Here is a 26,553-nt window from a genome sequence, read left to right on the forward strand (position 1 = left end):
GCGCCGGTGGGCTTGCGGAACTGTTTTACCCGTTCGTTGGCGAAATACGCACAATAATGAGCGAACTCGAAGCGGAGTATCGCCTCGAGTATTTCGAGGACGAGGGCTTCGTTCGAAAGGAGTGTTCGGAGTGTGGCGCCCACTTCTGGACGCGCGACGCCGACCGCACCACCTGCGGGGAGCCCCCGTGCGAGGAGTACGGCTTCATCGACAACCCGGGATTCGACGACGAGCACAGCCTCGAGGAGATGCGCGAGGCGTTCCTCTCGTTCTTCGAGGACCACGACCACGAGCGCATCGACCCCTACCCGGTCGCGGCCAACCGATGGCGCGACGACGTGTTGCTCACCCAAGCGTCGATCTACGACTTCCAGCCGCTGGTCACGTCGGGCGAGACGCCGCCGCCGGCCAACCCGCTGACGATCAGCCAGCCCTGCATCCGGATGCAGGACATCGACAACGTGGGCAAGACCGGTCGCCACACGATGGCGTTCGAGATGATGGCCCACCACGCGTTCAACGCCCGCGAGGACCTCGAAGACCCCGACAAGTACGCCTATCAGGGCGAGGTGTACTGGAAGGACGAGACCGTCGAGTACTGCGACGAGTTCTTCGAGTCGATGGGCGCGAACCTCGACGAGATCACCTACATCGAGGACCCGTGGGTCGGCGGGGGCAACGCCGGCCCCGCGATCGAGGTCATCTACCGGGGCGCCGAACTCGCCACCCTCGTCTTCATGTCGATGGAGCAGGACGCCGACGGCGACTACGAGATGAAAGACGGCAACCGCTACTCGAAGATGGACACGTACATCGTCGACACCGGCTACGGGCTGGAGCGGTGGACGTGGGTCTCGCAGGGCACGCCGACGGTGTACGAGGCGGTCTACCCCGAGATGATCTCGTTCCTCAAGGAGAACGCGGGCATCGACCACTCCGAGGCGGAGGCCGAGCTGGTCCACCGCGCCTCGAAGCTCGCGGGCCACATGGACATCGACGAGGCCGAGGACATGGAGGCCGCCCGGGACAACATCGCCGACCAGCTCGGCGTCGCCACGAGCGAACTCGAGGCGCTACTCGAACCCCTCGAAGACATCTACGCCGTCGCCGACCACTGCCGGACGCTAGCGTACATGCTCGGGGACGGCATCGTCCCGAGCAACGTCGGGACGGGGTATCTCGTCCGGATGGTGCTCCGGCGGACCAAGCGGCTCTGTGACAACGTCGGCGTCGACGCGCCCCTCGACGAGCTCGTCGACATGCAGGCCGACCGGCTGGGCTACCAGAACCGCGACACGGTCCGGGACATCGTCCGGACCGAGGTCGAGAAGTACCGCGAGACCCTCGAACAGGGCGGGCGCCGGGTCGAGCGCCTCGCCAAGCGCTACGCCGAGGAGGGCGAGCCGATCCCGACCGACGAGCTGGTCGAGCTGTACGATTCGCACGGCATCCAGCCCGACATGGTCGAGGAGATCGCGGCCGAGTTCGGCACCGAGGTCTCGGTGCCCGACGACTTCTACAGCCTCGTCGCCTCGCGCCACGACGGCGAGCAGGCGTTCGACGAGGAGGAGGGAGACGACGACACGCTGGCCGAACTCCCCAAGACCGAACGCCAGTACTACGAGGACCAGTACGGCACCAACTTCGAGGCGGTCGTCCTCGACGTGTTCGATCGCGAGGACGGCTTCGACGTGGTGCTCGACCAGACGATGTTCTACCCCGAGGGCGGCGGCCAGCCCGCCGACCGCGGGACCCTCTCGACCGACGACGCCAGCGTGCAGGTCACCGACGTCCAGATCGAGGACGGGGTCGTCCTCCACCGGACCGACGAGGCGGTCTCGAAGGGCGACATCGTCCGCGGGCAGATCGACGCCGAGCGCCGCCGCCGGCTGATGCGCCACCACACCGCGACCCACATCGTGGTCCACGCCGCCCGCGAGGTGCTTGGCGAGCACGTCCGGCAGGCCGGCGCCCAGAAGGGCGTCGACAGCTCGCGCATCGACGTGCGCCACTACGAGCGCATCGACCGCGAGACCCGCGAGGAGATCGAACGGGTCGCCAACGAGCTGGTGATGGAGAACACCTCGGTCCAGCAGGAGTGGCCAAACCGCCACGAGGCCGAAGAGGAGTACGGCTTCGACCTCTATCAGGGCGGCATCCCGGCGGGGATGAACATCCGGCTCATCCACGTCGCCGAGGACGTTCAGGCCTGTGGCGGGACCCACGTCCAGCGCACCGGCGACGTGGGGACGATCAAGATCCTGAACACCGAGCGCGTTCAGGACGGCGTCGAGCGCCTCACGTTCGCGGCCGGCGAGGCCGCCGTCGAGGCGACCCAGCGCACCGACGCCGCGCTCGCCGACGCCGCCGAGATCCTCGACGTGACCCCCGAGGAGGTCCCCGAGACCGCCGAGCGGTTCTTCGAGGAGTGGAAGGCGCGGGGCAAGCAGATCGAGGACCTCAAAGAGGAGCTCGCGGCCGCCCGCGCGAGCGGTTCGGGCGGCGGCGAGGAGGTCGACGTCGGCGACGCGACCGCGGTGGTCCAGCGCATCGACGCCGACATGGACGAGCTCCGGGCGACCGCGAACGCGCTCGCAGACGAGGGGAAGATCGCGGTCATCGCCAGCGGCGCCGACGGCGCGACGTTCGTGGTCGCGGTCCCCGACGGCGTCGGCGTCAACGCCGGCGAGGTCGTCGGCGAACTCGCCGCCAAGGTCGGCGGGGGCGGCGGCGGTCCCGCGGACTTCGCGCAGGGCGGGGGCCCCGACGCCGAGAAGCTCGACGAGGCGCTCGAAGACGCGCCGGACGTGCTCAAGACGGTCCGGAACGCGTAGCGAGTTGGTCCCTCGCGAGGAGGCCCGTCGGGCGAGAGCCCGCGATCGACGGTCAGCGCTCGGATTCTCGGAGGATCAGCGGGCCGATAGCGAGGGTGCGCTTTGCCACCGTGGCGATGCGCAGGATGTACGAGACGAGTAACAAGAACGGGACGACCGTCGCGGTGAACCCCACCGAAACGGCCCAGAGGAGGTTGCTGACCCCGAGCGTCGCGCCGGGGAACGAGTCGGGGCCGACGAACGTGATCCCGACCCCCGCGACGACGATGGCGGGGATGGCGGTGTACATGATCAGCCGCGAGAGGTCCACGAGCGCCCACTGGAAGTACAGCGTCTTGACGTGCTCGCGGGCCGGCGCGAACATCACCAGCGCGGTCCGAAGCTCGTCCAGCACCGCCCGCTGGTCGTCGGTGAGATCGTACTCCTCGTCGATCCGCTCGGCGTGAAACACCTTCCACGAGTAGTTGAAGCTGAGCGCCGCCGACAGTACGTCGAACGTGCCGAACTGCGCGCCGTCGAGGCGGGCGTCGACGACCGCGGCGTTCTCGATGACGTCGCCGGTGAGCACCGCGGTCTCCTCGCGGAGGTCCTCGGAGGTGGCGTCGGCGACCGCGTCCCGGAACGCCTCGGCGCGGTCCCGACTCTGGCGGACCAGCGCGGCGAGAAACGACGACGGGTCCGCCGGCGGCGTCCCGCCGATCAGGTCCGCGACGTACTTGCGGACGTCCATCGCGTTGCTCATCCGCTGGTGCTGGTCGCCGAGCGGGCCGGTCTCCTGAGAGAGCACCAGTTGATTGATCGTCACGACGAGCGTCACGCCGGTGATGAGCGCCCCGAGCATCGACGAGAACAGGTAATCGAGGACGCTGGTGTTCGCGGCGACGGTTCGAAACGAGGCGGTGAGGACCGCGCCCGCGCCGGCGAACGCGACGAAGACGACGCCGGCCAGCCCCGCGGTCACCACGAGGCGGTTCGTCTGGAGCAACAGTCGGAGTTTGAGACTGCTCTCGTCGGCGCGGGCGCGGACGGTGTCGCCCGTCTCGACGTCGTCTCCGGTCAGGGGGTGGTCGTCGCCGTCGCCCTCACGCATGCGCGTCCTCGCTTCCCGACGCCGGCCGTTTGAGGATCAGGTACTTGGTTCCGCCCCCGATGTAGTCGACCGTCTCGACGAGTTCCCATCCCTCGGCGCCCAGTTCGTTCAGTTCGGCTTCCGGATCGACCGCCTCGTCCATCGTCTTCGAGCGAGGCGGTCGGAGCGTCCGGTACTCCCACGTCGGCATATGTGCGATAGTCGAGACATAGCCGTATATGTTGTGGGGCCGCGCTACTCGCCGAACAGTCGTCGTCTGGCCCGTTCCCACACCGACTCCGAGTCGCGCTGGCGCTCCAGATGCCGAGTGAGTGCCTCGTTGCGCCGCTTGAGGCGCTCGTTTTCGGCCGCGAGTCGCGCGACCTCCGCGCCGAGGTCGGCGTCCTCGGCTTCGACGGTCGGTTCGAGGTCGGCTCCCCGGCCGTCGCGGGCGACGACGCGCGGCCGGTCGTCGGTGCCGTCGGTCGACCGGACGCCGGCGTCGGGGCCGCGCTCTTCGATCGGTCCCGCGGCGCTCGCTTCGTCGGTGATCCCGAGCGCGTGCTCGTCGCGCGTCCGGCCCGCCAACACCGCGTTGAGCACCGCGCCGAACAGGAGGATCACCCCGCCGAAGTAGAGCCAGACGAGCACCAGAAAGACGCTCCCGAGGGTCCCGTAGGCCGCCTCGTACCGGCCGGCGACCGTCACGTACGCGTGAAAGATCCCCTCCAGGGTCGCCCATCCGATCGCCGCCAGCACCACGCCCGGGAGGACTTCGCGGGCGGTGACGGGCACGTCCGGGAACACGTAGTAGATCGGGAAGAACGCGACCGAGAGCCCGACCACCAGCAGTAGCGGATTGAGAACCGTCCGGTAGGGCAGATCGGGCGTCAGCGAGCCGATCGCGCCGGCGAGAGCCAGGAGCCCGACCGCGAACCCGAGCGCGAGGAAGACGACGGCGGCGTTCTCGAACTGCTCGAGTAGCGACTTGCGCTCGCGGATCCCGTAGATCTGAGAGAACGCCACGTCGAGCCCGCGGAAGATCTTCGACATCCCCCACAGGAGGGTGAGCGCACCGAGAACCGAGATGCCGGCCAGCGCCGACCCGGCGTCGAGCGAGTCGAACAGCAGTCGCCGGGCGTACGGCGTGAGAAACGTCCCCGCGATCGACGTGAGCCGGCGCGTGAGCGCCGCGTTACCGACCGTCGAGAGCGCGAACAGCAAGAACAGCAACAGCGGGAGCAACGAGACGAACGCGTGGTACGCGATGCTCCCCGCCATGAACGTGACGTGCCGGTCGCGAGCCTCGCGCCACGTCTCGACGGCGACGCGGCCCACCTCCTCCGGAACCCCCACGGACACACACACGGGCGCGCGGACCAAAACGCCTCTGCCCGTGGCGGCCGGCCGCCGGATTCAGGTCTCGATCCCGAGCGCGCGCTCGGCCGCCGCGCCGACCTCGGGGACCGACTCGGCGGGCGCGTAGACGCCGAACCGCCACTGGGCCCGGCCCGCGGCCCGCAGTCCCTCGACCAGCGGCGACTCCTCGCTCAGCCGACGGATCTCGCCGTCGACGACCACCCGGGTGGACGACTCGGGCACCCCGGGCTCGCCGGGGGTGTCGACCAGCACCGACTCGGGATCGACTCCGGCGGTCGAGGCGATCTCGCGCTCGAACGCCCGGACGGTCTCGTGGTCGGCGGTGACAACCGACTCGGGAACGTCGTCGAGTTCTGCCCACACCGCCCGCTTGTAGAGGTCCCGCTCTTCGAGCCGGCGGGCGGCGTCTTCGGTCGCCGGACAGTCCCGGAGCGCCCCCAGCAGTCGGTCGTCGGTCATCCGGGCGAACGCCTCGGTCCGGAGGTCGGTCGAGTCGAGCAGGCGCTCGCCCGCGCGTTCGAGCATCGCGCCCGCGATGCGCGAGACGTGGTGGCGATACACCGTCGCGTTCATCAGCGTGCGGGCGACAAGCGTGCTCTCGGCGGCGTGGACGTTGCCCTCGGCGAGGACGAGGTCCTCGCCGCGCAACCGCAACGCCGCCAGTAGCCGCGAGTGGTCGATGGTGCCGTAGGGGACGCCGGTGTGGTGGGCGTCCCGGACGAGGTAGTCCATCCGGTCGACGTCGAGCTCCCCGGCGACCAGCTGGCCGAGCGCCCCCTCGCCGGCGACGAGCGCGGCGACCTCGCCGGGGTCGAGCCCGTGGGCTTCGAGCACCGCCGCGAGGTCGCCGTCCGCGAGCAGGTCGGCGACCTCGTCGTGGTGGCGCCCGAGCCGGCGTTCGAGTATCCCCTCGGTCTGGTGGCCGTACGGACCGTGGCCGACGTCGTGGAGGAGCGCGGCGGCCCGGACCGCCAGCGCGGATCGGTCCTCGACCCCGAGCAGGTCGAGCGCCTCGCTGGCGAGGTGATAGACCCCGAGGCTGTGCTCGAACCGGGTGTGGTTCGCGGAGGGGTAGACCAGCCGGACCGTGCTGAGCTGCTTGATGTGGCGGAGCCGCTGGAGCTCGGGGGTGTCGAGCAGGTCGGCCGCGAGGTCGCAGACGGGGATGTGGTCGTGGACGCTGTCCTTGATCGCTTCCATGGTCCGGGAGTTGCCCCACGCGGGACAAAAAGCGTCCGTCTCCCGGCGGGGAGCCGAAAGCGGCCGGAGAGCGAACCACTCAAGCGCCGGCGCGCCGAACCGCCGGCCATGCCATACGCGGACAACGGCGGCGTCTCGCTCTACTACGAGGCCGACGGCGACGGCGACCAGACCGTCGTACTGCTCGCCGACGCGGGGTACGGCGCCTGGCAGTGGAGCTGGCAGTACCCCGGGCTCGCCGGCGGTCGCGAGATCGTGGTCCCGAACGCGCGCGGGACGGGGCGCTCGGACGATCCGGGCGAGTACTCGGTCGCGGCGATGGCGGCGGACCTCGACGCCGTGCTCGCCGACCACGGCGCGCGCAAGGCCCACCTCGTCGGCGCGGGACTGGGCGGGATGGTCGCGCTCCAGTACGCCCTCGAGTACTCGCGGGGCCGGAGCCTGAGCCTGCTCGGGACCTCGGCCGGCGGCCCGCGCACAGAAATGTTCCCGGACGGCGTGCGCGACCGACTGCTCGCGGACGCCGACGACCCCGCGGCGCTCCGACGGTCGCTCGACCCGGTGGCCGGCGAGGAACTGCTGGACACCGACGAACTGGTCGAAGACGTCGTGGCGTGGCGCCGCGAGGAGGACGCCGACCGCGACGCCGCGCGGGGCCACCTCGACGCGATGGCGGCGTTCGACGCGAGCGACCGGCTCTACGAGATCACCCTGCCGGCGCTCGTCCTGCACGGCGAGGGCGACCGGGTGGTCCCGATCGAGGACGGCCGGCGGCTGGCCGACGGCCTGCCGAACGGGGAGTTCCGGGGGTTCCCCGGCGAGCGATTCTTCTTCGTCGAGCGCTCGAAGGCGGTCAACGACGCGCTGGTCGGCTTTCTGGACGAGCGTCGCGAAGACGAGTAGCTCGGGCGGTAGAGCGACCGGGCGCCGCCCGAATCGCGCCCGTTCCGCAACAACGCCTACGGTGGCCGGCGTCGAACCCGCGTGCATGACGCTCTCGCTCGAACGCCGGGCGGCGCTGTGGGGGGACCGAACCGCCGTCGCCGACGCGACCGACGGCCGGGACGCGAGCTACGCCGACCTCGACTCGCGGGCCGACGCGTTCGCGAGGGGGCTCGCCGCCCGCGGGATCGGCGCCGGCGACGCGGTCGCGGTCGTCTCGCGCAACCGGATCGAGACGATCGCGTTAGTGTTCGCGGCCCGGCGGCTCGGCGCGGTGCTCGCGCCGATCTCCCACCGGCTCACGCCCGCGACGGTCCGGGCGCCCCTCGACGCGATCGACCCGGCGGTCGTGGTCCACGAACCGGCCCAGCGCGACCTCGTCCGGGAGGTGGCCGACGATCGGAGCCGGTCGTTCGACGACCTGCGCGACGGCGAGGGGGCCGACTACGAGGCCGCCGACCCCGACCCGGACCGGTCGTTGCTCTACCTCCACACCCGCGAGGAGGCCGACCGGCCGGCGGTCGGCGAGACCGATTCCGAACCGGATCGGCCGGGCGAGTCGCTGAACGCCGACCCGCCGGCCGCCGGGCGCGTCGTCGACCTGCCCGCGCGCGCCGTCGAGTGGAACTGCATCACCGCCGCGGCGGCGTGGGGGCTCGGTCGGAGCGACCGCGCGCCGACCCTGTTGCCGGTGTCGGACACCGACGGCCTCCACCGGCTGGTGTTGCCGCTGTTGTACGTCGGCGGCCGGGTCGACCTCCTCCGGGCGTTCGCTCCCGAGCGCGCGCTGGCGGCGATCGAGCGGGGCGCGACCGCGCTGTTCGCGGGCGCGACCGAGTACCGCGAACTGATCGCCGACGACGCGTTCGAATCGACCGACTTCGGGAGCGTCGAGTGGATCGGCGCGCGGTCGGCGCTCCCGACCGACGCTCGCGCGGCGCTGGCCGAGCGGGCCCCCGTCGTGCGAGCCTACGGCCGGGCCGAGACCGGGCCCAACGACCTCTACCGGCCGGTCGACCGCGAGGACGCCGACCCGCCCGACCCCGACTGCGTGGGTCGGCCGTTCCCCGATTGCGAGGCCCGGATCGTCTGGGAGGGCGAGCCGGTCGCCGAGAGCGAGGTCGGCGAGCTACAGATCCGGGGCCCCGTCACCGCCCGAGGGTACGTCGGCGACGCCGAGACGTTCCCCGAGTGGGTCCCGAGCGGCGACCACGCCTACCGAGAGGGCGGCGACTACTTCGTGCTCGGGCGGGCCGCCGAGGCCGCGGTCGGCGACGAGCGCCGGGTCCACCCCCGGGAGGTCGAGCGCGAGCTGGAGGCTCACGAGGAGGTCCGAGAGGCCGGCGCGGTCGTCGGGGGCGGCGAGTCGCTGGCGGCGGTGGTCGGCGACGCCGAGCCCGGCGAGCTCCGGGCGTTCGTCGCCGACCGGCTCCCCGACGCGGCGGTGCCCCGCGAGGTCACCGTCGTCGAGTCGCTCGCGCGCCGATCGACCGGCGAGCCCGACCGCGCGAAGCTCCGGCGCGAACTCGGCGGCGAGGAGCGTTTCGACACCGAGTAGCGGTCCCGATCCGGAATACCGGCAGAACTGCCCGTAGGGGAACCTCTTTTGTCCGAGAGGTGTTTGGAACAACACGATGAGTCGACTTCGCATCGCATTCGTAAACGCCGCCCACGAGGGCGACGCGACCCGGCGGAACTTCCGGCGGGAACTCGACGCCGACCTCGTGGAGTTCGACGCGACGGGCGGCGAGCTACCCGAGAGCCTCGACTTCGACGGGGTCGTCATCTCGGGGTCTCGCTCGTCGGTCTACTGGGACGAGGAGTGGATCGAGCCGACCCGCGAGTGGGTCGGCGAGGCGATCGAGGCGGGTCTGCCGTGTCTGGGCGTCTGTTGGGGCCACCAGCTTCTGGCCGACGTGCTCGGCGGCGAGGTCCGGGACATGGGCGAGTACGAGATCGGCTATCGGGAGGTCGAGCGGACGGGCGAGTCGGTCCTGTTCGAGGGCGTCGACGACCGCTTTACCGCCTTTACCACCCACTCGGACGCGGTCGCCGAGCTCCCGCCCGGCGCCGAGGAGCTCGCGGTCAACGACTACTCGAACCACGGCTTCCGGAAGGGCCACGCCTTCGGCGTCCAGTTCCACCCGGAGTACGACATGGCGACCGCCGAGGAGGTCACCAAGGGCAAGGACCTCCCGGACGAGCGGCTCCAGCGGGTCCTCGACGGCATCCACGAGGAGAACTACGACGCCGCCTGCGAGGCGAAGATCGTCTTCGAGAACTTCTGCGAGTACGCCCGCGAGGTCCGGGACGCGGACGCCGAGACCGACGCGGCCGCGGCCTGACGCCGGCTCGTCCGGCGCGGGACCGACGGCGACTCCGCGCCCGCCGCGAGCCGACGTCGTCGAGGATCGCAGTCGGGCGATTCTCGACGAGACGCTTTTAAACACCGTTATCAGTGAACCACCAGACACACGCCCGTCGAGATCGTATCAGTGGGGAATGAGAGACAAATTAGCCGGCGGTAGCCCGATCGCGGACGGCGACCCGACGGCGACGACCCGACGGCCGGACGCCGACACGCCCCCGGTGTCACAGGACAACGTCTTCGACGCGCTCGCGTCTCGCCGGGGGAGGTACGTACTCGCCTGCGTGCGCGAGGCCGAGGCGGCCGTCGACATCGAAGACGTCGTCGAGTGCGTCGCGACCTGGGAGACCGGCAAGCCGATCGATCTGGTCTCCGAGGAGCACCGCGAGCGCGTCGCCACCTCGCTGACACACACCCAACTGCCGAAGCTGTCGATGATGGGGATGGTGGAGTACGACGAGCGCGAGGGCGTGGTTCGGCGGGGGCCACACGCCGAGCAGGCCGACGCGTACCTCGACGTCGCGATCGAGCGCGACGGCAACGTCGATCTGTAAGCGACCTACCGGCAACCCGCCCGTGGAGTAGGAGCGTTTTTCACGGTCGGGGCCACACCCTCTTGTATGCTCGATTACGTCTCGCTGGAGGAGGACCTCGGCGAAGAAGAGCGAATGATCCGGGACACCGCCCGACGCTTCGTCGACGAACAGGTCAAGCCCGACATCGCCGACCACTTCGAGAACGGCACCTTCCCGACCGATCTCATCCCCGAGATGGGCGAGCTCGGGTTCTACGCGCCCAATCTGGAGGGGTACGGCTCGCCGAACGTCAGCGAGAAGGCCTACGGCCTGCTGATGCAAGAGCTCGAGGCCGGCGACTCCGGCATCCGGTCGATGGCGAGCGTGCAGGGCGCGCTCGTGATGTACCCGATCCACGCCTTCGGGAGCGAAGAACAGAAAGAGCGGTGGCTCCCCGGCCTCGGGGAGGGCGAGCTCGTGGGCTGTTTCGGGCTGACCGAGCCCGAGCACGGCTCGAACCCCTCCGGGATGGAGACCTACGCCGAGAAGGAAGGCGACGAGTACGTCCTCAACGGCTCGAAGACGTGGATCACCAACTCCCCGATCGCCGACGTGGCGATCGTGTGGGCCCGCGACCGGTCGGCCGACGACGACCCGGTCCGGGGCTTCCTCGTGGAGACCGACCGCGACGGCGTCTCGACCAACAAGATCGACGACAAGCTCTCGATGCGGGCCTCCGTCACCGGCGAGATCGGACTCAGCAACGTCTACGTCCCCGAGGACGCCGTCCTGCCCGGCGTCGAGGGGATGAAGGGCCCGCTGTCGTGTCTGACCCAGGCGCGGTACGGCATCGCCTGGGGCGCGGTCGGCGCGGCCCGCGATAGCTTCGAGACCGCCCGCGAGTACGCCACCGAGCGCGACCAGTTCGGCGGTCCGATCGCCCGTTTCCAGATGCAACAACAGAAGCTCGCCGAGATGGCGACCCAGATCACGACGAGCCAACTGCTCGCCCACCGGCTGGCCGACCTCAAAGAGCGGGGCGATCTGCGCCCCCAGCACGTCTCGATGGCCAAGCGCAACAACGTCCGGATGGCCCGCGACCAGTCGCGGGTCGCCCGCGAGATGCTCGGGGGCAACGGCATCACCGGCGACTACTCGCCGATGCGCCACATGGCGAACTTGGAGACGGTGTACACCTACGAGGGCACCCACGACATCCACACCCTGATCCTCGGCGAGGACCTCACCGGCATCGCCGCCTACGAGTAGTCTCGCCGCGCCCTCCGTCGTCCGGACACCGCGGTCGGCCCGACCGCGGAGGGGGCCCGCGGACGCGACCCAAACCGTTATTTCGCTCGGCCCGCTTCGGCCCGACATGGACGATGACACGCGTCAGAAGCTCATCTCGCTGTTCCTCGTGTTGCTGATGATCACCTCGGGCGTGGCCTACGCGGCGTCGTTCTTCTGAGACCGCGACGCGCTCGCGGCGGTCGTCGCCTCGTCGGCGCTTCCTCCGGCGGCTACACGCTGTCGTCCCACACGTCGGCCATCGGGCTCTTTCGGTCCGAGCCGCCCGCCGAGCGCGACCGGGACCGGCCGCCGGATTCGGACTCGTCGGCCGCCCCGGCGTTCCGTGAGGACCCGGCGTCCCGCGACGACGTGCCGGCCGACGACGACCGGCCGCCCGACCGGCGTCCCGACCCCGCGACCGACCGGCTCGCGCTCGCCGGATCGAAGGCGGGCAGGTCGGGCGCCGTCATCCGGTCGATCTGGTCGGCGAACCACGGCGGCGTGTCGCTCTCGGCCCGATCGAACACCTGCAGGAGACTCGAATCCGCGAGGTAGGTCGCGCCGTAGTCGTCGGGCGACCGGACCACCCGCCCGCAGGCCTGGATCACCGTCCGGAGCGCGGCGCGGTAGTACCACGCCCACTGGCCGGCTTCGAGCCGGTGGGCGACCCGGGAGTCGCTGGTGTTGAGAAACGGCGCCTTGCAGATGACCTGCCACCGCGCGAGGTCGCCTTTCAGGTCGAGGGCCTCCTCCATCTTGACCGAGAGGAACACCTCCTCGCCGTCGGTCGCCTTCCACGCCTCCAGTTGGGCGTCGCGGTCGTCCTTGTCGTGGAGCCGTAGCCGGTCGTCGACGCCGAACTCCCCGAGCAGGTCGGCGAGTCGCTCCTGAATCGCGTACGAGTGGGCGTGGACGATCCCCTTCTCGCCGCGGTGGGCCTGCATGATTCGGACGAGCGCGCGGGCGATATCCGGTAACGTGTCGTCGCGGTGGTCGTAGGTCATCTTCCCCTGGGTCACGTCGTACAGCGGGCGGTTCTCGACCGGGAAAGTGTGGTCCACGTCGACCAGCGCGACGTCGTCGGGGGCCAGCCCCACCTGCCGGCAGAAGGCGTCTTTGTTGAGCATCGTGGCCGACAGGAGGGCGAACTTGTTCCCGCGCTCCCAGACGGTGTGGGTGAGGTATCGCTCGGGGTTCATCGGCTTGATCGTGATTGCCGTGCCCGCGCCGTCGGGCTGGTCGACGACCCACGTCGTCGCGCTCTCGGCGTCGCGGTAGTCCTCGACGAACCAGTCGAGTTCGCCGATCAGCTCTTGCAAGCGGTCGCGCTCGGCGGCCTCGCTCGGCTCGAGCGCCTGCTGGGCGAGGAGTTCGTCCTTGCGCCGCCGACAGACGTTGGCGAGCCGGTCGGCGTACGCTACCGCGCGGTCGAGCCCGGTGATCTCGGGCACCTTCAGGTCCTCCCAGATCGGCACGGTCCGGGGGTTCAGGTCGATGGTCGCGTACATCTCGGCCCACTCGGCGAGCCCGTGGGCCTCGTCGACGACGACCACGTCGCGTTTGCGAAACACCTCCGAGCCCGCGGTCCGCATGAAGTACGCGAGGGTCATCGCCGCGATGTCCCGGTTGCTGGCGATGGCCCGGTCCGAGAAGTACGGACACCGGTGTTTGACCGAGCAATCGTACCCCGTCTCGCGGGCGCAGGGGGCCCGATCGACGGGTGTGTCGGTCTCGTCGGGCAGGATACAGGAGTAGTTGCGCTTGCCCCGGATGATCTTGAGGTCGGTCAGGAGGTCGTCTTCGGCGACGTCGTCGAGCTGGGACACCTGCGGGGTGGTGTAGTACGCGCCGGTCGCGTCGCTCGGCGCGGCGTCGTCGGGCCGGCGGGCACAGCCCGCGATTGCCCGGGCGAGCAGGGATTTGCCGCTGCCGGTCGGCGCCCGGACCAGCACCACGTCGTTGCCGTCGGCGAACGCGTCCCGGATGTCTTCGAGCGCGGCGCGCTGCGTGCCGCGATAGGAAGGCGCCGGAAAGGCTTCGAAAATCCGCTCGGGGTTCACTGTCGGAGGGGACGGGAGCCGGGAGCCTAAAGCCACCGGAACCGCCGGTCGGCCGCCCCGGCTCGCCCCGGGCCGGCCGTCACTCCCGATCGAGCGCGGCCACGTCCGCCCCCGAGGGGTCGTCGGGCAGACGGTCGATGCAGTCGAAACAGAGAAAGTGCTCGCTCCCGTCGCTGTCGAGTTCGAGGGTCATCCCGCCGGTCGCGTCGTGTTCGAGCGTCCAGATGTTGGCGATGCCGCCCGCGATCGTGACTCGGTCGCCACACCCCTCGCAGGTCTCGCTTGCCATGTGTCTGGAGAGCGGTCCCAGCGCCATAGCCCTGCCGCCGACCGGCTCGCGTCGGTCGAGTCGCCGTCGGCGTGCTCTCGGTTCATGTCGGACGTTTGGGACCCGCGACAGTTAGACGCTCGCCCGGAGCCTTATGCGACTCCGAGACGAACCCACGGAGTAGTCATGGAGGTGAACTGCGAGGACTGCGCCGGCTGTTGCATCGACTGGCGGGCGCTCTCCCCCGAGCCGAGCGACCACGAGCGCCGGGGGCCCCGGACGCCGCTGGACGACGCGTACAACCTCGTGCCGCTGACCCGCGACGACGCGCGGGCGTTCCTCGACGCGGGGCTGGCCGACGCGCTGACCCCGCGGCTCTGGCGCGACGGGGACGGCGTCGAGATCGACGGCGTCCCGGTCGCGGCGGTCGACGACCGACCGGTGTTTTTCCTCGGGCTCCGGAAGGCGCCCAAGCCGGTCGCGCCGTTCGGCGCCGATCCGACGTGGCTCCCCACCTGTGCGTTCCTCGATCCGACGACCCTCCAGTGTCGGATCCACGACGCCGACGTCTACCCCGAGGAGTGCGCCGAGTACCCCGGCCACAACCTCGAACTGGGGAGCGAGACCGAATGCGAGCGCGTCGAGGCGGCGTTCGGCGGTGACCGACTGCTCGACGACGACCCGCCCGCGGACCTCTCGGCGCTGTTGCTCGGCCCGCAGGCGCTCGGCCAGAAGGTGTTCGCGTTCCCCGATTCCGACCGCCTCTCGGGCGTGGTCGGACGCGCCGAACGCGGCGAACTGACCGCCGACGACCGGACGCTGTTCGTCGCGGCGGCGGTCGCGGCCGCACCCGGCACCGCGACGGTGAACCGCGAGCGGTTCGAGCGCGCGCTCGATCGGGCCCGCGAGGCCGACTCGTGGGTCGGACGGGCCGTCCCGGACTGGGAGGACCGGGCCGACGACGCCGGCGCGCCGGCGCCCGACCCGGGCGTCGCCGATCGCGTGGAGGGCGAACGGGGCGCACCCCAGACCCCCGGCTGGACCGAGTAGACGCGAGCGCAGAACAGACGACGGGCTACTGCTCGGCCTTGATGGCTTCGAACTGATCGAGGAGATCCTCGGTCGAGTCGCCGGAGTCGTACTCCACGGTCCCGTGGTAGGTCGTCCGGTCGTCGTCCTCGCTCACGTCGACCGTGTTGTTCTTGCGCTCCCGGCGCTCGTGTTCGTCTTCGTCATAGGCACCCATTGACATGACAACCACACTCATGATTGGAAAGCCGCCGTAATGAATGTAACGGATAATAACACCGATTTATCGCCTCGAAAGCAGGTCGGAATCGCGGGCGGACGCGGGATCGCTCGGCGAACGACGGGCCGCGAGCGTCACAACACGTAAATTCCCCGCGGGACAACTGTCGCCCGTGGCAAGCCCGCTCCGCTTTCGCCGCTCTCTGGAGCGGTGGACAGACGACAGGGTCGAACGCGACCTGCGCGAACCCCTCGACCGGAAATTCGGCGCGACCCGCCGGACGCCCCACTACGCCGGACCGAACGGCTACGAGGCGCTCCGGATCGAGATGGACAACGGCGACCTCGCGCTCTTCGCGTTCGACGACGAGGAGGCGTTCTGGCTCGGCAACACCGAGACCCCCTCGGCGCTCTGGCGCACCGACAAACATACTTTCGAGGAGGTTCCCTACCCCGTCGCGCGGTGGGCCCAGCGCGAACTGCTCGGCGACCTGCAGGTCGAGGCGCCGTGGCTGGCCGAGTACGACCACCTCTCGTGGTTCTTCCTGCCCGTGCTGTTCTCGAAGGACGGTCGCCACTCCACCCGGGAGTTCTTCCGGGAACACGCCGCGGGCTTTCCCGACACGACCCGCGAGGCGGTGCTGTCGTTTTACGAGGAGTTCCTCTCGACGGGCGTGCTCGACGACTACCGGTATACGATGGCGAGCAAGCTCGGAACGAGCCCGCAGGTCGACCCCGTCAGGATGGCGTCGGCGATGAGCGAGTTCAGCGTCGCCAAGCTGTTGACCGACGCCGACTACGGCCTCACGCCCGAGATCGAGGTCACGACCGGCCACTCGCTCGACTTCCGGGCCGAGACGCCCGACGGCGAGTCGCCGCTGGTCGAGGTCACCCGACCGCGACCGCCGACCCGCCGGCGGGCGTCGACTCCGGTCGCCGCGGTCCGCGAGACCGCCGAGACCAAGACCTCCGGCCAGCTCCAGAAACACGGCGGCGGCGCGGTCCTGTTCGTCGACTGCTCGGGGTTCCGCGACGACGAGTGGGCCGCCGTCAGGGGCGAACAGCCCGGCGTGCGCCACCGACCCGCGGTCGTGTTCCGACCGCGGCCCTCCGGCCGGATCGAAGCGTACAGCAAGGGATCTGTCCCGCTGGACCTCGACGGCGCCGTCGAGTGGGTGTAACAGTCCCGACGCAGTAGAAAGCGGTCGCGAGGCGGTGCCGTGCGGACGCGGGGCGGTCGCGGTGCGGTGCGGACGCGGGGCGGTGCAGATGCGGGGCGGTCGCGGTGCTGTGCGGACGCGGGGCGGTGCAGATGCGGTGCGGTCGCGGTGCTGTGGCGTCCCAGTAATTCTACCGCGAGCGAGGGCGAAGCCCGAGCGAGCGGCCCAAGGGCCGACCATCGGGAGGCCCGCAGTGGTTTTGATCGAGCTTTTGCAAGGGCGGCGCGTTTGTGCGCCGCCCGCAGGAAAAGGTCGGTTAGAAGGAAACCTGACCCGGCCCGTCGGTGCCGAGCACCGTCGGGTCCCGGTCGCTGTACCCCTCGCGGCCGATTGCCTTGCTACTGACCGCCGAGTACATGGTGGCCTGTGCCTCGCGGGCGTCGGCGAACGTCTCCGAGGCGCCGCGCGCGAACACTTCACCGAGGGACTCGGTGCCGTTGGGGAGGTCGAGTTCGTAGTCGTCGTACGAGTCGGCGAGCTGGTCGGAGGTCGCGGGGTAGTCGTGGCGGTCCAGCGCGGTCGTCGCCTGTTTCAGTGACATCGACAGAATCTACATGGATGTTAATGATAAAGCTTGTCGTCGGACAGTATGATCGTCCTTAAGGAGTTTAATGGCGTGTTGTCGGTTGCGAAGCCCTTTCGTCGGTGGGCTTCGTTCGGAGGGTATGAGCGTCTTCGCGGACCTCCACGTCCACACGACCAACTCGGACGGCGAGTTACAGCTCGATCAGATTTCGGCGGCCGCCCGCGAGGCCGACGTCTCGGTCGTCGCCGTGACCGACCACGACCGACTCAACCCGGACCTCGCGGCGCCGGTCGGCACGATCGACGGCGTGACCGTCGTCCACGGCATCGAACTCAGGGTCGAGGCGCCCCACGGCGAGCGGGTCGACCTGCTCGGCTACGGCGTCAGCCCGACCGACGCGCTCGGCGAGGAGCTCGATCGGATACAGGCCGACCGGATCGAGCGCGGCCGCGAGCTCATCGAGCGCGTCGAGGACCGGCTCGGGATCGAACTCGACCTCGAACCGCGGGCGGGGCTCGGCCGCCCGCACGTCGCTCGCGCGATCGACGACCACCCCAACACCGGGTACGGCTACGAGGGGGCGTTCGACGAGCTCATCGGCGACGACGGCCCTTGTTTCGTCCCCCGCGAGGTGACCGACTTCGAGCGCGGCGTCGAACTGCTGGAGGCGGCCTGCGGGCTCGTCGGACTCGCCCACCCGTACCGGTACGACGATCCCGAGGCGGCGCTCGGGCTGACACGCCACCTCGACGCGGTCGAGCGCTACTACCCCTACGGCCGAGAGGTCGACCCCCGACCGGTCGAGCGCGCGATCGCCGAGCACGACCTCGTCCCGACCGGCGGGAGCGACGCCCACGAGCGGCGTCTCGGGCTGGCGGGGCTCTCGAAGCCCGAGTACCGACACTTCCGGTCGGCGGTGGACCCGCAGGCGTAGAGTTAAACCGGGTGGGGCCCCTACAGTGGGTCATGCGGTGTCACTACTGCGACCGGGAAGCGTCGTTCGCGCCCGAGAAGGGCGGCGTCCGGGTCGGCCTCTGCGAGGAGCACTTCCGCGAGCAGTTCGAGTATCTCGCGGACACCGACGCGCTGGCGTCGCTCCGCCAGGAGCTCGACGTCGATCGCCCGGAGTAGCGCGTCGAAAAACGATCGGTTCTGGGCGTCTCAGCGCCGCCAGTCTCGTCTCAGGCCCGACCAGCGTCGACGTCGATGGCGTCGACTGGACACACGTCCACGCAAAGCATGCAGTCGATACACTGGGCCTCGTTGGCGGGGTCGGCCTTCTTCTCGCTCTCGGGGTGGTCGGGCGTGTCGACCCACTCGAACACGTCGACCGGGCAGTCCTCCAGACACGCGCCGTCGGCGATACAGAGGTCGAAGTCGACCGCGACGTGGGTGCCGTGGATGCCGAGTTGCTCGGGTTCGTCGACGGGACCCCACACGTCGTGGCCCTCGTGAGTGTCGATCTGCTCGCGGTTTTCGTGGAATTGCGGGTCAATAGCCATCGGTGGTCACCTGTTCGTATTACAGGCGGAAGGGTACTTAAAACGATGCTCTTTACTTAAATCCACGGGTCGGGGAAACGATTTAGGCCGGGCTAAAAACGGGGGACGGGAGCGGTCCGGTCGTTTCCGTACAGCGTCGAGAGCTGACCGTTTAAGTCAGTCCGGCGCCAGTCGGCGTCGACGTCGCTACTCGGGATCGCCGGTCGGCTCGGGGCCGAACCGCTGCCACGCCAGTCCGAGCGCGGCGACGGTGACGACCGTCACCGCCACCTGCGCGAGACTCCCGCCGAGCCCGCCGGCGACCGCGCCGCCGGTCAGGGCCCCACCGCCGACCGCACCGGTCCCGACACAGCAGAGGCTCGCCGCGCCGCCGACGCCGAGTAGCGCCAACCGCGAATCGCTGACCATGCGTGATCGTGGCCGCCCGCGGCCTTCGCTCTTTCGTCCGCGTCGTTCCGCCAGAAGCCGTCTCGCGCCGCGGTCGTCGCGCCGACGGGCACGTCGACCGCCGGGGCGGTCGGATCCCGGAGCCGCGATGTCGCGGGCGGGGTTGCCGGCGCGCGTACCTTTTTGCCCGCCCGCGGACACGAACAGTTCGTGACCACGATTCCCAGTCCGGGCCTCGGCACCTCCGGGAACGACGAGCCCGATCAGTGTGCCGAGACGATCCGAACCGCGCTCGAACTCGGCTACCGACACGTCGACACCGCCCAGATGTACGACAACGAGGCCGCGGTCGGCGACGGCATCGCCGCCAGCGACGTCCCGCGCGAGGAGATCTTCCTCGCGACGAAGGTCCACCCGACGAACCTCGCGGCCGAGGACGTCGCCCGGACTGCCGACGAGAGCCTCGACAGGCTCGGGGTCGACGCCGTCGACCTGTTCTACGTCCACTGGCCGACCCACGCCTACGACGCCGAGGCGACCCTGCCCGCGTTCGACCGGCTCGCGGCGACCGGCAAGACCGAACACGTCGGCGTGAGCAACTTCACGGTCGATCTGTTGGCGGAGGCCCGCGAGATTCTCGACGCGCCGATCGCCGCCAATCAGGTCGAGATGCACCCCCTGCTCCCGCAGGACGACCTCCTTGCGTACTGCCGCGAACACGACATCACGGTGGTCGCGTACGCCCCGCTACTGCAGGGAGAGGCCGGCGACGTCGACGTGTTGGCCGACGTCGCCGACGACCGCGACGTGAGCCCCGAGGCGGTCAGCCTCGCGTGGCTGGCCCAGCGCGACGGCGTCGTCCCCATCCCGAAGGCCACCGGCGAGTCCCACCTCCGGGCGAACTTCGACCCGCCCGCGCTCACCGACGAGGAAGTGGCCCGCATCGACGCCATCGAGCGCCGCGAGCGACGCGTCGACCCCGACGGCGCGGCGTGGGACGCGTAGGGCTCAGAGGGGCTCGATCTCGTCGCCGCGTTCGAGCGTACCCGACTCCACGACGTCCGCCCGGAGCCCGCCCCGGTGGAGGAGTTCGGAGACGACGCCCTCCCGTGTCAGCGATTCGAGGTGGCGACACGGCTCGCAGAGTTCGACGCCCTCACAGACCACGTCGCCGACGCGGAACCGCTCGCCGACGAGGTGATTGAGCGCGGTGTCGCTGGTGGTGACGTTCCGCCGGTGGCGGCCGTCCCGGAGTTCGAAGCCGTCGCGCTCGGCGGCCGCCAGCGCCTCGGACTCGATGAGCGTGAGCCCGCCGCCCCCGTCCCCGAAGTGACGGTCCCCCCGGAGTCCGCGGCCCGCGAGCGCTTCGACCGCACCGACCGATTCGACGTCCGCGCCCGACTCGGGCGCGAGGTGGATGGCTTCGACAGTACCCGTTCCGTTCATACGTCGGCCTCTCGCCGAGAGGACTTAAACGTCGTGCGCCGCAGGGCCGGAGCGTCCCGCGCTCGCGTCGTCCGGCCGATCACTCGACGGTCGCGTCGACCACGACGTGCCAGACGCCCTCGCTGTGGCTCTTGACTTTCCGGCGATCGAGGACCGCCACCTCCCGGTCGCGGTCGGCGGCCGCCGCCCGGAGCCGCGAGACGGGTCGGTCCCACAGCAGGTCTTCGGGGGTGGCCTCGTGCATGTGGATCGTGCCGCCGGGCGCGAGCGCCGCGAGCGCGCTGTCGAGATATTCGTGGGCCTCGTAGTAGCCCATCACCACGCGGTCGGCCGGGGGATCGACGTCCACGTCCCGACAGTCCGCGCGAAACGCCGAGACCCGGTCGGCGACATCGTTGAGCATCGCGTTCTCCGCGAGGTAGCGAAACGCCCCCGGGTTGCGCTCGACCGCCGTCACCGCCGCGCCCGCCCGGGCCATCGGGAGAGTGAAGTAGCCGATGCCCGCGAACATGTCGAACACGCGCTCGCCCGACTCGACGACCTCGCCCATCCGGGCGCGCTCGGCCTTGTTGCCCGGCGAGAACATCACCGTCGAGAAATCGAGCGCGTAGCGGGTGCCGTGCTCGGTGTGGACCGTCTCGGTGTCGCCCGCGCCCGCCACGACCGACACCGAGGGCTCGCGGTGCTCGCCCGAGATCCCCTCGCGGGCCACCACGGTGTCGGCCTCGCCGTGGAGGTCGAGCAACGCTTCGCCGACCGCCCGACGGTCGGGACAGTCCGCCGGGAACGTCGCGAGCACGACGCTCCCGACGACCGCCCACGACCCCGGAGCGCGCTCGATCTCGTCGTCGGACCACCCGCGCTCGCGGAGGTGGGCCGCCAGATCCGGCAGGCGCCGCTCCGGGTCGACCTGCTCGACCACGTCGAGCACCGCGGTCTCGGCCGGCGGGTCGGTCACCGGGAGCGCCACGGTCTTCTCGCTGTACTCGGTTACCTTCCGGGTCGCGTCGTAGACTCCCTCCGCCCGGAGGGCGGCGATGGCGGCCTCGCTCTCGGGCTTGCGGACGACCGCCGCAAGCGCGTCGTCGCCGGTCATGCCTCGTCCCGGTCGGGCACGACGTGGAGGCCCGCCCGGCTCTTGAACACGGGGACGGTGTCGGCCTCGGCGTCCATGTACTCGGGGCGGGCGATGGTCCGGGCCTGATAGGTCTCGGGGTCGAGCACCTGCACCGCCCGGTCGTCCTCGACGGTGACGACGGTAGTCTCCTCGGCGTCCTCGATCCGTCCGAGCCGCCGGGCCTCGGGCGCATCGCCGTCCTCGAAGCCGGCCTCGTAGGGCTCGCCCGTGGTGAGTCTGAGGCCTTTGAGGTTCCCACGGACGCTCCGGACCAGCACGGGCCCGCCGTCGTCGTCGGCGAGGTCGATGATCTCGCCCGGCGCGTACGGCGGGAGTCGGACCGCGTAGGTCACTCGGTAGACCTCCTCGCCGTCCTCGTCTTCGGTCACGAGCGTCTCCGAATCGGAGTAGCTCCCGCCGAACTCCTCGATCACCTTGGCGGCGATCTTCTTGCCGATGTTGGTGGTCGAGACCTTGACGTCGAGGCCGTCGTCGGTCTCGCTCACGTCGGTCACGAAGGCGTCGCGGTCGCCGGTCGCCTCCATGTCGGCGACGATCTCCTCGGCGATGGCCTCGGCGCGTTCGACCTCCTCGCCGGTCGGCGTCCGGTCGCGCGCACGGACCTGAACCACGCTGGCGTAGTAGTCGCCGGCGATCCGACCGCACCGCGTGCAGGTCTGGCGAGAGATCTTGACGGGCACGACGACCTCCTCCTCGACCGGCGTGTCCCGGACGATGCCGGTGAAATAACAGTGCATCCGGATGGTGTTTTCGTCGACCTGTTCGGGTTCGACCTGCCAGGTCACGTCGCGGGCGTCGAGGTGGATCCCGAGCGACTCGCTGACCTCCTCGACCGCGATGTCGGTGTAGTCGCGAGCGCCCACGTCGACCCACCGGTTGCCGCGGTGGACCGCGCCACACCGGGCACAGACCAGCACCTCGATGCGGTCGGGCGCGTCGACGAGGTCGAACCGGTCGAAGTAGCAGGCGTCACAGAGCGTCTGCTCTTTGCCGCGGGCGCCGGTCGCACCCGGCACCACCGGGCGCTCGGCGGGGTCGGTCTCGATGGGGTCCCCGCAGTTCGGGCAGAACCGGCGGGCGTCGGTAGTCATGGTGCGTGGTAGGGGGTTCGCGGGTTTAAGTCTGAAGAACCGCGATCCCGGCGCCGACGAGGACGCGACGCCCGCGAGCGGATCGAACGGTCACGCCGGGAGTTCGGTCGCCGGAGCGAAAACGCCGGCGGCCGAGCGACCGATCGGCCGGGCTACCCGAACACTTCGCCGATCGCGTCGTCGAGCACGTCGACGGCCCGCTCGATCTCGGCCTCGCCGATGCACAACGGCGGCGAGAGGATGAGTTGGATCTCGGGGCGGCCGCCGCCGACCAGCACGCCGCGGTCGGAGGCGATCTCGCGGACCTCGGCGACGGGGTTGTCGCCGTCGTCGCCGGCCCACGGATCGACGAAGGGCTCGCCCGTCTCGGGGTCGGCGAACTCGATCCCCCAGAGGAACCCCCGGCCGTGGACGTCGGCGACCGCGTCGTGGGCTTCGAGCCCGCGGAGCCCCTCTTCGAGGGTCGGCGCGAGCGCCCGGCAGTTGTCGACGAGCCCGTCCTCGTACTCGTCTATCGCGGCGAGGCCCGCGGCGCAGGCGACCGGGTGGCCGCCGAAGGTCTGGCCCACGTCGATGCCGTCGGACCGGAGCTCGTCGGCGACGGCGTCGTTCACGAGCACGCCCGCCAGCGGCGCGTACGCGCTCGTGACGCCCTTGGCGAACGTGATCATGTCCGGGGTCACGTCCTCGGTGCCGATGCCGAACCAGTCGCCGCACCGACCGAACCCCGCGATCACCTCGTCGGAGATGAGCAGGATGTCGTACTCGTCACAGAGCTCCCGGACGCGCTCGAAGTAGCCCGGCGGCGCGGGGTAGGCCCCGCTGGTGCCGCCGACGGGCTCGGTGAGGATGGCCGCGATGGAGTCGGGCCCCTCGTTGCGGATGACGAACTCGAGGTGGTCGGCCGCCTGCTCTGCGAGCTCCTCGGGCGTCTCGGCGTCGAACGCCTTCGGGAGCGGCGGGAGGAACTTCCCGGACCCGGAGGTGGCGGCGTGGCGTTCGAGCGTCGCGCGCGTCCCGGGGTCGCCGGTCAGCGAGCCCGCGCCGTAGGTGCCGCCGTGGTACGACCGCCACCGGGTGAGCACCTTGTGGGCGTCCTGGTGGTCGCGGGCGAACTTGACCGCCGACTCGTTGGCCTCGCTACCCGACACCGCGAAGTACACGTCCGAGAGGCCGTCGGGCGCGATCTCGGTCAGCCGCGACGACAGCTCCGACCGGGCGTCGTTGTGCTTCGAGGAGGAGACGTACGGGATCCGCTGGGCCTGCTCGGTCATCGCGTCGACGATCGCGTCGTTGCTGTGGCCGGCGTTGACGCAGTAGAGCTGCGAGATGAAATCGAGGTACTCGCGGTCCTCCTCGTCGTAGACGTACGCGCCGTCGCCGCGAGTGATCGTCGGGACCGTCCCGTCACCGTCCGACCAGTGAGCGAGCGGATCGTCGAACTCGTGGGTCTGCATACCGTGACTCATACTCGCGCATGAACGCCCGGCGATATAAAGACACGCCACCGGACAGGCCGTGCTGGCAGTTCGGTCACGCGGCCGCGCTCAGATCCGACGCGAGCGCGACGTACGCCAGCCCGAAGAGCAACGCGTCGTAGAAGCCGTGGACCAGAACCGGGACGAGGAGGTTCCCCGTCCAGACGTAGAGGTAGCCGAGAAGCATCGACAGCCCGAACAGGATAGTGAGCGTGACGCTCACCGCGGCGAGGTCCGGCGTCGCGACGAACGTCGTCGGAACGTGGACGAGCGCGAACAGTACGCTGGCGAGCGCGACAGCACCGAGCGTCGAAGCTCCTCGGAGAGATAGCGCTGTACCACCCCGCGAAAGAGCAGTTCTTCGGCCGGACCGACCACGACGACCGACAGCGGCACCAGCGCGAGCAGCGTCTCCAACAGCCCCTCCTCGGCGAGCTGGGTGACCGAGTTGCCGGCGAGCGGGAGCCCGAGCGCCTGCGCGGCGAGGATCGCCGCCAGTCGAAAGACGAACAGCCCGACGGTCCCGGCGACGACGAGTCCGATCGCGCGACGGTTCAGCCGACCGACGTCGAGGTAGCCGAGCCCGCGACCCGTCGCGTAGAGGAAGGCGAGGGCGGCCGCCACGAACCCCAGTTCCGAGAGCACGAGCGCGGCGACGAACTGCGTCAGCGCGTCGAGCGAGACCACGAAGACCGGGATCGACAGCAAGACGCTGAACGCGATCCCGAGCGCCGACAGGCCGGTCGCGGCGACGACGCGTCGTACCGGCCCCGCCGTACGGAGAGACATTACGAGCGAGTGACATCGCGTGCGGGTAAATACGTTCGGTGGGGCCCCTGCGGAACCGAAAACCCCGCGCGGCGACGCAGGCGAGCGAAGAACGTTTAAACAGGGTGAACTCCTATGGGCGCGTATGGAATGGAAAGCAGACTGGGGACTTCGGGGGCGCATGGCGCTCACGATGTTCCTGCTGTTCGCACTGTACGCCGTCTTCATCGGCGTACTGAGCACGCAGTTCACGAGCATGTTGATCCCGGTTCTCTTGCTGGGGAGCTTCTCGCTCGCCCAGTTCTTCTTCAGCGACAGGCTCACGCTGTGGAGCATGGGCGCAAAGGAGGTCGACGAGAGCGAGTACCCCGAGCTTCACCGGATGGTCGGGCGGCTCTCCCAGCAGGCCGACCTCCCGAAACCGAAGGTCGCGGTCGTCGACAGCCGCGTCCCGAACGCGTTCGCCACCGGGCGCTCGCAGGACAACGCCGCGGTCGCGGTCACCACCGGGCTGATGAAGACCCTCGACCAAGAGGAGTTAGAGGCCGTGTTGGCCCACGAGCTCGCCCACGTCAAGAACCGCGACATGATGGTGATGACCATCGCGTCGTTCCTCTCGACCATCGCGTTTCTCGTGGTCCGGTGGGGCTGGTGGTTCGGCGGGGGCGGCGACAGCCGGAATCAGGCGCCGGTGTGGGTCGCCATCGCGGCGTCGCTCGTGGTGTGGGTCGTGAGCTTCTTCCTCATCCGGGCGCTCTCGCGGTACCGCGAGTTCGCGGCCGATCGGGGGGCCGCGACCATCACCGGCAAGCCCGCCGCGCTCGCGTCGGCGCTGATGACCATCGACGGCAACATGGGCAACGTGCCCGAAGACGACCTGCGCGAGCAGTCGGAGATGAACGCGTTCTTCATCATTCCGATCAAGAGCGGGCTCATCAGTAGGCTGTTCAGCACCCACCCGAGCACCGAGGCGCGGGTCGAACAGCTCCGTGACCTCGAACGCCAGGCCGAGGCGGCCTGATCGCCGCGACCGTCTGCGGGACGGTGGCGGGCGGCCCTCGGAACCACTCCTTTTTGTCCGGGCGTCCGTAGGGACTCGCATGGGACTGTTCGACGGACTCCGGGAAGTGCTCGGCATCCGCGCGGAGGCCGACGCGACCCGGGAGGCCGACCCCGAGGACCTGTTCGGGATGAGTACGGCCTACATCACGATGGAGGCAGAACTGGGCTACGCGGCCGTCGGCGAGGCGGCGCTGTGTTTCTCCGAGGTCGACAACACCGACTTCCGGGACGCGATGGACGAGGTCCACGACATCTTGGAGTTCGGCGCCGAGGAGACCGGCACCGAGGCCGAGGGCCACACCGACGAGTACGGCTACTCGTGGGTCGTCCTTCGCGACGACGACTTCGAGGACCTGGTGACCAGCCTCCACTTTGCGGCAGACACGCTCATCGAGCACGGCTACGGCTCGCGGCTGTTGGCGGCGGTGTTCGCGTTCGAACAGGACGACACCGGCGCCTACTGGGTCTACTCGTTCCGGCGCGGAGCGTACTACCCCTTCGTGCCCCAGGGGACGAGCGACCGCGACTCGGGCGCGGAGTTCAAACTGGAGAGCAACCTCGACGGCGAACTCGAAGTCGAGACCGACAAGGAGTACTGGTACCCCCTCTGGCCCGACGCGCCGGGCCGCCACCCGTGGGAGTGATCGGCGCCGCGCGACCCGACTGAGGACTCGGTGGGACTTTTTACTTTTTAAACCCCGTGACGGGTCGATACGAAACCGGCTCGCGTCTGCTAATTTCACTTTCACTCTACTGTTAAC

Annotated in this window: 29 protein-coding genes; 13 read left to right on the forward strand and 16 right to left on the reverse strand. The window is 70.0% G+C overall.

The window, feature by feature from the left end:
- Positions 1-56 precede the first annotated feature (56 nt).
- Complete coding sequence (gene alaS, locus EPL04_RS09545; protein ID WP_134671111.1) at positions 57-2,834, forward strand: alanine--tRNA ligase; 2,778 nt, start codon at positions 57-59, stop codon at positions 2,832-2,834.
- Between the two features lie 52 nt (positions 2,835-2,886).
- Here alaS and EPL04_RS18745 read toward each other — a convergent pair whose 3' ends face one another.
- The 4 genes from EPL04_RS18745 to EPL04_RS09560 are packed head-to-tail and all read right to left on the reverse strand — an operon-like array spanning position 2,887 to position 6,483.
- On the reverse strand, positions 2,887-3,924 hold the full coding sequence (locus tag EPL04_RS18745) for a hypothetical protein (RefSeq protein WP_167599450.1): 1,038 nt from the start codon (positions 3,922-3,924) through the stop codon (positions 2,887-2,889).
- Positions 3,917-4,114 (reverse strand): DUF4177 domain-containing protein, encoded by a 198-nt coding sequence (locus tag EPL04_RS09550; protein WP_134671112.1) that lies wholly within the window; start codon positions 4,112-4,114, stop codon positions 3,917-3,919. The genes EPL04_RS18745 and EPL04_RS09550 overlap by 8 nt, the downstream gene beginning before the upstream one ends.
- Positions 4,115-4,158: 44 nt before the next feature.
- On the reverse strand, positions 4,159-5,259 hold the full coding sequence (locus EPL04_RS09555) for a YhjD/YihY/BrkB family envelope integrity protein (RefSeq protein WP_245154549.1): 1,101 nt from the start codon (positions 5,257-5,259) through the stop codon (positions 4,159-4,161).
- Between the two features lie 60 nt (positions 5,260-5,319).
- Positions 5,320-6,483, reverse strand: coding sequence for an HD domain-containing protein (locus tag EPL04_RS09560; RefSeq protein WP_134671113.1), 1,164 nt, complete (start codon positions 6,481-6,483; stop codon positions 5,320-5,322).
- Positions 6,484-6,591: 108 nt separating this feature from the next.
- On the opposite strand from EPL04_RS09560, the gene EPL04_RS09565 reads away from it, so the two are divergent.
- The 5 genes from EPL04_RS09565 (at position 6,592) to EPL04_RS09585 (ending at position 11,577) form a co-directional block, all read left to right on the forward strand.
- On the forward strand, positions 6,592-7,386 hold the full coding sequence (locus tag EPL04_RS09565; protein ID WP_134671114.1) for an alpha/beta fold hydrolase: 795 nt from the start codon (positions 6,592-6,594) through the stop codon (positions 7,384-7,386).
- A gap of 85 nt (positions 7,387-7,471) precedes the next feature.
- Positions 7,472-8,983, forward strand: coding sequence for a class I adenylate-forming enzyme family protein (locus EPL04_RS09570; RefSeq protein ID WP_134671115.1), 1,512 nt, complete (start codon positions 7,472-7,474; stop codon positions 8,981-8,983).
- Between the two features lie 76 nt (positions 8,984-9,059).
- Positions 9,060-9,770, forward strand: a complete 711-nt coding sequence (locus EPL04_RS09575; RefSeq protein ID WP_134671116.1) for a type 1 glutamine amidotransferase — start codon at positions 9,060-9,062, stop codon at positions 9,768-9,770.
- A gap of 157 nt (positions 9,771-9,927) precedes the next feature.
- Positions 9,928-10,347 (forward strand): DUF7344 domain-containing protein, encoded by a 420-nt coding sequence (locus EPL04_RS09580; RefSeq protein ID WP_134671117.1) that lies wholly within the window; start codon positions 9,928-9,930, stop codon positions 10,345-10,347.
- A 66-nt stretch (positions 10,348-10,413) separates the two neighbouring features.
- Entirely contained in the window at positions 10,414-11,577 is a 1,164-nt protein-coding gene (locus EPL04_RS09585) for an acyl-CoA dehydrogenase family protein (protein ID WP_134671118.1), read from the forward strand.
- A 251-nt stretch (positions 11,578-11,828) separates the two neighbouring features.
- Here EPL04_RS09585 and EPL04_RS09590 read toward each other — a convergent pair whose 3' ends face one another.
- Positions 11,829-13,658: a helicase C-terminal domain-containing protein gene (locus tag EPL04_RS09590; protein ID WP_134671119.1), complete on the reverse strand. Its 1,830-nt coding sequence runs from the start codon at positions 13,656-13,658 to the stop codon at positions 11,829-11,831.
- Between the two features lie 79 nt (positions 13,659-13,737).
- On the reverse strand, positions 13,738-13,947 hold the full coding sequence (locus EPL04_RS09595) for a DUF7561 family protein (protein ID WP_134671120.1): 210 nt from the start codon (positions 13,945-13,947) through the stop codon (positions 13,738-13,740).
- 165 nt (positions 13,948-14,112) lie between these two features.
- Between EPL04_RS09595 and EPL04_RS09600 the strand changes: the two genes are divergently transcribed.
- Positions 14,113-14,976: a YkgJ family cysteine cluster protein gene (locus EPL04_RS09600; RefSeq protein ID WP_134671121.1), complete on the forward strand. Its 864-nt coding sequence runs from the start codon at positions 14,113-14,115 to the stop codon at positions 14,974-14,976.
- 25 nt (positions 14,977-15,001) lie between these two features.
- Here EPL04_RS09600 and EPL04_RS09605 read toward each other — a convergent pair whose 3' ends face one another.
- Positions 15,002-15,178, reverse strand: a complete 177-nt coding sequence (locus EPL04_RS09605) for a DUF5786 family protein (RefSeq protein WP_244605532.1) — start codon at positions 15,176-15,178, stop codon at positions 15,002-15,004.
- Between the two features lie 169 nt (positions 15,179-15,347).
- Between EPL04_RS09605 and EPL04_RS09610 the strand changes: the two genes are divergently transcribed.
- Entirely contained in the window at positions 15,348-16,355 is a 1,008-nt protein-coding gene (locus EPL04_RS09610) for a DUF5784 family protein (protein WP_134671123.1), read from the forward strand.
- A gap of 295 nt (positions 16,356-16,650) precedes the next feature.
- On the opposite strand, the gene EPL04_RS09615 is transcribed toward EPL04_RS09610, so the two are convergent.
- Positions 16,651-16,935, reverse strand: coding sequence for a DUF5789 family protein (locus tag EPL04_RS09615; RefSeq protein ID WP_134671124.1), 285 nt, complete (start codon positions 16,933-16,935; stop codon positions 16,651-16,653).
- Positions 16,936-17,059: 124 nt separating this feature from the next.
- Here EPL04_RS09615 and EPL04_RS09620 point away from each other — a divergent pair, with 124 nt between their 5' ends.
- Together EPL04_RS09620 and EPL04_RS18750 are read left to right on the forward strand one after the other, a co-directional pair.
- A complete protein-coding gene (locus EPL04_RS09620) occupies positions 17,060-17,854 on the forward strand; it encodes a PHP domain-containing protein (RefSeq protein ID WP_134671125.1) in 795 nt (264 codons plus the stop codon).
- A 32-nt stretch (positions 17,855-17,886) separates the two neighbouring features.
- The gene (locus tag EPL04_RS18750) at positions 17,887-18,051 is read left to right on the forward strand and encodes a DUF6757 family protein (RefSeq protein ID WP_167599451.1); all 165 of its coding nucleotides are present in this window, start codon (positions 17,887-17,889) and stop codon (positions 18,049-18,051) included.
- Between the two features lie 50 nt (positions 18,052-18,101).
- Here EPL04_RS18750 and EPL04_RS09625 read toward each other — a convergent pair whose 3' ends face one another.
- Complete coding sequence (locus tag EPL04_RS09625) at positions 18,102-18,422, reverse strand: 4Fe-4S dicluster domain-containing protein (RefSeq protein WP_134671126.1); 321 nt, start codon at positions 18,420-18,422, stop codon at positions 18,102-18,104.
- Between the two features lie 186 nt (positions 18,423-18,608).
- Positions 18,609-18,830, reverse strand: a complete 222-nt coding sequence (locus tag EPL04_RS09630) for a hypothetical protein (RefSeq protein ID WP_134671127.1) — start codon at positions 18,828-18,830, stop codon at positions 18,609-18,611.
- Positions 18,831-19,019: 189 nt separating this feature from the next.
- On the opposite strand from EPL04_RS09630, the gene EPL04_RS09635 reads away from it, so the two are divergent.
- Positions 19,020-19,814 carry an aldo/keto reductase gene (locus tag EPL04_RS09635; protein ID WP_134671128.1) on the forward strand — a complete coding sequence of 265 codons (795 nt, stop codon included), beginning with the start codon at positions 19,020-19,022 and terminating at the stop codon, positions 19,812-19,814.
- A 3-nt stretch (positions 19,815-19,817) separates the two neighbouring features.
- On the opposite strand, the gene EPL04_RS09640 is transcribed toward EPL04_RS09635, so the two are convergent.
- The 6 genes from EPL04_RS09640 to EPL04_RS09660 all read right to left on the reverse strand — a co-directional run bounded on the left by EPL04_RS09640 (position 19,818) and on the right by EPL04_RS09660 (position 24,751).
- Complete coding sequence (locus EPL04_RS09640) at positions 19,818-20,255, reverse strand: MOSC domain-containing protein (protein ID WP_134671129.1); 438 nt, start codon at positions 20,253-20,255, stop codon at positions 19,818-19,820.
- Positions 20,256-20,334: 79 nt separating this feature from the next.
- Positions 20,335-21,351, reverse strand: coding sequence for a class I SAM-dependent methyltransferase (locus EPL04_RS09645; RefSeq protein ID WP_134671130.1), 1,017 nt, complete (start codon positions 21,349-21,351; stop codon positions 20,335-20,337).
- Positions 21,348-22,484, reverse strand: coding sequence for a 60S ribosomal export protein NMD3 (locus EPL04_RS09650; protein WP_134671131.1), 1,137 nt, complete (start codon positions 22,482-22,484; stop codon positions 21,348-21,350). The genes EPL04_RS09645 and EPL04_RS09650 overlap by 4 nt, the downstream gene beginning before the upstream one ends.
- 152 nt (positions 22,485-22,636) lie before the next feature.
- Positions 22,637-23,953, reverse strand: a complete 1,317-nt coding sequence (locus EPL04_RS09655) for an aminotransferase family protein (protein ID WP_134671132.1) — start codon at positions 23,951-23,953, stop codon at positions 22,637-22,639.
- Between the two features lie 64 nt (positions 23,954-24,017).
- Positions 24,018-24,242, reverse strand: a complete 225-nt coding sequence (locus EPL04_RS19180; protein WP_245154552.1) for a CPBP family glutamic-type intramembrane protease — start codon at positions 24,240-24,242, stop codon at positions 24,018-24,020.
- Positions 24,182-24,751 (reverse strand): hypothetical protein, encoded by a 570-nt coding sequence (locus EPL04_RS09660; RefSeq protein ID WP_245154553.1) that lies wholly within the window; start codon positions 24,749-24,751, stop codon positions 24,182-24,184. The genes EPL04_RS19180 and EPL04_RS09660 overlap by 61 nt, the downstream gene beginning before the upstream one ends.
- 124 nt (positions 24,752-24,875) lie before the next feature.
- On the opposite strand from EPL04_RS09660, the gene htpX reads away from it, so the two are divergent.
- Complete coding sequence (gene htpX, locus EPL04_RS09665; protein WP_134671134.1) at positions 24,876-25,751, forward strand: zinc metalloprotease HtpX; 876 nt, start codon at positions 24,876-24,878, stop codon at positions 25,749-25,751.
- Between the two features lie 79 nt (positions 25,752-25,830).
- Entirely contained in the window at positions 25,831-26,436 is a 606-nt protein-coding gene (gene pspAB, locus EPL04_RS09670; protein WP_134671135.1) for a PspA-associated protein PspAB, read from the forward strand.
- The last annotated feature ends 117 nt before the right edge of the window (positions 26,437-26,553 follow it).

Source organism: Halorussus marinus (genome assembly GCF_004521895.1).
In the GTDB taxonomy this organism is placed as follows: domain Archaea; phylum Halobacteriota; class Halobacteria; order Halobacteriales; family Haladaptataceae; genus Halorussus; species Halorussus marinus.

Coding starts and splice junctions, on each gene's coding strand:
- EPL04_RS09630 (WP_134671127.1), bottom strand. CDS start 18,830: ATGGTCAGCGATTCGCGGTTGGCGCTACTCGGCGTCGGCGGCGCGGCG.
- htpX (WP_134671134.1), top strand. CDS start 24,876: ATGGAATGGAAAGCAGACTGGGGACTTCGGGGGCGCATGGCGCTCACG.
- EPL04_RS09645 (WP_134671130.1), bottom strand. CDS start 21,351: ATGACCGGCGACGACGCGCTTGCGGCGGTCGTCCGCAAGCCCGAGAGC.
- EPL04_RS09600 (WP_134671121.1), top strand. CDS start 14,113: ATGGAGGTGAACTGCGAGGACTGCGCCGGCTGTTGCATCGACTGGCGG.
- EPL04_RS09625 (WP_134671126.1), bottom strand. CDS start 18,422: ATGGCTATTGACCCGCAATTCCACGAAAACCGCGAGCAGATCGACACT.
- EPL04_RS09640 (WP_134671129.1), bottom strand. CDS start 20,255: ATGAACGGAACGGGTACTGTCGAAGCCATCCACCTCGCGCCCGAGTCG.
- EPL04_RS09580 (WP_134671117.1), top strand. CDS start 9,928: ATGAGAGACAAATTAGCCGGCGGTAGCCCGATCGCGGACGGCGACCCG.
- EPL04_RS09650 (WP_134671131.1), bottom strand. CDS start 22,484: ATGACTACCGACGCCCGCCGGTTCTGCCCGAACTGCGGGGACCCCATC.
- EPL04_RS09570 (WP_134671115.1), top strand. CDS start 7,472: ATGACGCTCTCGCTCGAACGCCGGGCGGCGCTGTGGGGGGACCGAACC.
- EPL04_RS09575 (WP_134671116.1), top strand. CDS start 9,060: ATGAGTCGACTTCGCATCGCATTCGTAAACGCCGCCCACGAGGGCGAC.
- EPL04_RS09615 (WP_134671124.1), bottom strand. CDS start 16,935: ATGTCACTGAAACAGGCGACGACCGCGCTGGACCGCCACGACTACCCC.
- EPL04_RS09550 (WP_134671112.1), bottom strand. CDS start 4,114: ATGCCGACGTGGGAGTACCGGACGCTCCGACCGCCTCGCTCGAAGACG.
- EPL04_RS09565 (WP_134671114.1), top strand. CDS start 6,592: ATGCCATACGCGGACAACGGCGGCGTCTCGCTCTACTACGAGGCCGAC.
- EPL04_RS09585 (WP_134671118.1), top strand. CDS start 10,414: ATGCTCGATTACGTCTCGCTGGAGGAGGACCTCGGCGAAGAAGAGCGA.
- alaS (WP_134671111.1), top strand. CDS start 57: ATGAGCGAACTCGAAGCGGAGTATCGCCTCGAGTATTTCGAGGACGAG.
- EPL04_RS09605 (WP_244605532.1), bottom strand. CDS start 15,178: ATGTCAATGGGTGCCTATGACGAAGACGAACACGAGCGCCGGGAGCGC.
- pspAB (WP_134671135.1), top strand. CDS start 25,831: ATGGGACTGTTCGACGGACTCCGGGAAGTGCTCGGCATCCGCGCGGAG.
- EPL04_RS18745 (WP_167599450.1), bottom strand. CDS start 3,924: ATGCGTGAGGGCGACGGCGACGACCACCCCCTGACCGGAGACGACGTC.
- EPL04_RS09560 (WP_134671113.1), bottom strand. CDS start 6,483: ATGGAAGCGATCAAGGACAGCGTCCACGACCACATCCCCGTCTGCGAC.
- EPL04_RS09660 (WP_245154553.1), bottom strand. CDS start 24,751: ATGTCTCTCCGTACGGCGGGGCCGGTACGACGCGTCGTCGCCGCGACC.
- EPL04_RS09655 (WP_134671132.1), bottom strand. CDS start 23,953: ATGAGTCACGGTATGCAGACCCACGAGTTCGACGATCCGCTCGCTCAC.
- EPL04_RS09620 (WP_134671125.1), top strand. CDS start 17,060: ATGAGCGTCTTCGCGGACCTCCACGTCCACACGACCAACTCGGACGGC.
- EPL04_RS09595 (WP_134671120.1), bottom strand. CDS start 13,947: ATGGCAAGCGAGACCTGCGAGGGGTGTGGCGACCGAGTCACGATCGCG.
- EPL04_RS18750 (WP_167599451.1), top strand. CDS start 17,887: ATGCGGTGTCACTACTGCGACCGGGAAGCGTCGTTCGCGCCCGAGAAG.